The sequence below is a fragment of the Yersinia sp. 1252 StPb PI genome, assembly GCF_048593885.1.
GTDB classification, from domain to species: domain Bacteria; phylum Pseudomonadota; class Gammaproteobacteria; order Enterobacterales; family Enterobacteriaceae; genus Yersinia; species Yersinia enterocolitica_E.
On record NZ_JAZGQE010000278.1, the window covers coordinates 1 to 3,827 of the forward strand.

A 3,827-nucleotide genomic window follows, 5' to 3' on the forward strand; every position below is an offset into this window, starting at 1 on the left:
AAAAGTATTAATAATAGTGAGTTTGACGAGTTACTGGATACGGCCGCAGCACAAATCGCCGCCACGCGCCGAATTATTTTTGTGGGTATAGGAACCTCTGGGGCGTTAGGGAAATACAGCGCTCGTTTCTTCTCGAATATTGGCAAGTTTAGTACTTATATTGACGATCCCTATTATCCTATCAACAGCGATATGTATCAGGATGCTATTGCTATCATATTTTCCGTCTCGGGTGAAACCGAAGAGATTATCCGTATTGCCAATCAGTTCAGTTTACATAATTGTAAAATAATCAGCCTGACAAATAGTGATAACTCAACGCTGGCCAAAATGGCCGACCTTAATATCTCCTATCATATGCCACCTATTGTATTGGAAGGGCATTATAATATTACCACTCAAATCCCAGTATTATATATAATAGAAACTATTGGTAAAAAACTCCCGCAATTAATTAATAAAAAAGCACCATAAAACACCGTGTTTTTTGAGTGTGACATATTCCAATTCACGATTTTTGTTATATCGTGACTTCGCTTTTCTTTTTGCTAGAATCCAATCTCAATCGGCTACGAATATTAATAATAAGCCAATAACGCTCTGGTTATCTTACGCTCAGTACCCGCGACAGGAGATTAATAATGGCAATAGATTACGCACTGACCGCTCAGGAAATTATCCAATATATTGGCGGTGATAATAATGTGATTAATGTCACACATTGTGCGACCCGTTTACGGTTTATATTGAAAGATAATAAAATTGTCAACAAAGAACGTTTAAATCGTGTTAAAGGGGTCATCACCGTTATTGAAGCGGGTGGGCAAATGCAAGTGGTGATCGGTAATCATGTCGGCGATGCTTATAAACATGTCATCAGCTTGATTAATGTCGATGAAAGCGCCCCGGTTGCTGCACCCAAGGTCGGTATTGTTAGCCGTTTGATGGATATTATCTCCAGCATTTTTGCCCCATTCCTTTATCCGTTAGCCGCCTGCGGTATTTTACAGGGGATTATTTCATTTCTTGCCGCCATTGGCTGGATGGATGCGACGGGCGGCACCTACCGTATTCTGAATTTTGTTTCCTGGACCGGTTTTACCTTCCTGCCCGTGCTGGTTGCCTTTACCGCGGCCAAGAAATTTAATGTTAATCCTTTCACCGCAGTTATTACCGCTTGTGCCCTGATCAGCCCTGATTATATGAATATGCTGACGGCCAATAAAATTACTATGCTGAATTCGGCCGATCCAGCCGTTCAGCAACTGATGCAAGAAGCACTGAATAATCCGCAAGTTGCCCATATTTTAAACACTATTGCGGGTATTCCCTTATCATCGCCAACCTTGGATTTCTTCGGTATTCCCGTGCAATACCTGAGCTATACCGCCTCGGTTATTCCGATTATTTTGATGGTATGGGCCATGTCTTACGTGCAGCGCTTCTTTGAGCGGATCCTGCCAATGGTGGTGCGCAATCTATTCACCCCAATGTTCTGTATTGCCATCATGGTACCACTAACGCTATTGGTGTTCGGCCCGGTGGGTAATCTGATCGGCGGTGCGATTGGTGGTGTTTATAACTCGCTTTATAACCTTAGCCCGGCAGCAGCTGGGTTTATGGTCGGCGCTTTCTGGCAGCCGCTGGTCACACTGGGTGTGCATTGGGGGATCACGCCTGTTACCGTTGGTAACTACGCGACTCTGGGTTATGACACCTTTACTGGCCTGCAAGCTTCCGCTGTCTTTGCCATGGCGGGCACCATGTTTGGTGTTTACTTAAAAACCCGCAATAGTGAGATGAAGGGTATTTCACTGTCGGCCGGTATCACCGCGTTGTTCGGTATTACCGAACCGGCAATTTATGGTGTGGCACTACGCCTAAAAAAACCGTTCTTATGCAGTTGTGCTGCTGGCGGAATTGGTGGTGCTATCGCAGGGGCATTTAATGCGGTGTCATGGAGTTACTGCTTACCGGGTATTGCGGTATTACCGGTCTTTTTCAAAGAGGGCCATATGGCGCAGTTCCTTGGTTTCTTGCTGTCGATCACGGTAGCGTTCGTGTTGGGCGCACTTTTCACTTGGTTGGTTGGGTTTACTGATGAGCCTGAAAGTGTGCAACAGCAAAACAGCGCTAAAGCATCTGGCGCGCCGATTACTCAGGCGCAAATGAATCGGGGCTAACTGTTTAAATATTCAGGCGGGCCATCCCGCCATTGATTTTCATTTCAAGGGCGTACAGTTGCCCACAGTATTAAGGGAGAAAATAATGAGCCACAAACAATTACCGAAAGATTTCTTATGGGGCGGCGCAGTTGCAGCACACCAGGTTGAAGGCGGCTGGGATAAAGGCGGCAAGGGTGTGAGTATCGCCGATGTACTGTCTGGTGGTGCGCATGGAGTTGACCGGGTGATGACTGATGGCGTACAGGACGGCTACCGTTATCCTAACCATGAAGCGGTTGATTTTTATGGCCATTACAAACAAGACATTGCGCTGTTTGCTGAGATGGGCTTCAAATGCTTCCGTACTTCTATTGCCTGGACGCGTATCTTCCCGAATGGCGATGAGCAGCAGCCCAATGAGGCCGGGTTACAATTTTACGACGATATGTTTGATGAGTTACTGAAATACGGTATCGAGCCGGTCATTACTTTATCTCACTTCGAAATGCCTTGGCATCTGGTGAAAGAATACGGTGGCTGGAAAAACCGTCAGGTGGTCGATTTCTTCGTGAAATTCAGTGAAGTGGTGATGGCGCGTTATAAAAGTAAAGTTAAATACTGGATGACCTTTAACGAGATCAATAACCAGCGCAACTGGAAGTATCCATTATTTGGTTATTGCTGTTCGGGGGTGGTATTTACTGAGCAAGAAAATCCAGAAGAGACGCTGTACCAAGTGCTGCATCATCAGTTTGTCGCCAGCGCCAAAGTCGTCAAGCTTGGTCATGCCATTAATCCTGAGTTCAAAATTGGTTGTATGGTGGCGATGGTGCCGTTGTATCCATTCTCCTGCCATCCTGATGACATGATGTATTCAGTAGAGGCTATGCGTGAGCGTTATCTGTTTGGTGACGTTCATATGCGCGGTTACTACCCTTCCTATATTCTGAACGAGTGGGAGCGTCGCGGATTCACCATCAAAATGGAAGAGGGTGATCTTGATACTCTGCGTGATGGCTGTGCTGATTATATGGGGTTGAGTTATTACATGAGTAATGCAGTTTCTGCCACTAACCCTGGCAGCGGTAATTCACTTTCTGGCTTTGAAGGCAGCGTGCCAAATCCACATGTTAAAGCGTCAGACTGGGGATGGCAGATTGACCCTGTTGGCTTACGTTATTCACTGAGCGTATTGTACGAGCGCTATCAAAAGCCGCTGTTTATTGTTGAAAATGGTTTTGGCGCTATCGACAAAGTGGCTGCCGACGGTATGGTTCACGATGATTACCGCATTGCTTACCTCAAAGCTCACATTGAGCAAATGAAAAAAGCGGTATTTGAAGATGGTGTTGATTTAATGGGCTATACCCCATGGGGCTGTATTGATTGTGTATCATTCACTACAGGTGAATATAGCAAACGTTACGGTTTTATTTATGTGGATAAAAACGACGACGGTACCGGTACCATGGCACGTTCACGCAAATTAAGTTTTGACTGGTATAAGCAGGTTATTACCAGCAATGGTGAAGTGCTCTAAGCCCCCAATAAATAAGTGATTTTGGAAAGGCTGATTATGGTTTCGGCCTTTCCATTAATTTCCCCTCGCCCCATTTTACCCATCACTTCAGGTGAACAAACGCAGTTTGTTACATTTCTGGC

General features: G+C 45.4%; 3 protein-coding genes. All 3 read left to right on the forward strand.

Annotated elements, in window-relative coordinates; genetic code table 11:
- The coding region (locus V2A85_RS22500) for an SIS domain-containing protein (protein WP_420072420.1) at positions 1–474 on the forward strand (474 nt) is incomplete at its 5' end.
- A 167-nt stretch (positions 475–641) separates the two neighbouring features.
- Entirely contained in the window at positions 642–2,183 is a 1,542-nt protein-coding gene (locus V2A85_RS22505) for a PTS transporter subunit EIIC (RefSeq protein ID WP_420072421.1), read from the forward strand.
- Between the two features lie 85 nt (positions 2,184–2,268).
- On the forward strand, positions 2,269–3,705 hold the full coding sequence (locus V2A85_RS22510; RefSeq protein WP_420072422.1) for a 6-phospho-beta-glucosidase: 1,437 nt from the start codon (positions 2,269–2,271) through the stop codon (positions 3,703–3,705).
- The last annotated feature ends 122 nt before the right edge of the window (positions 3,706–3,827 follow it).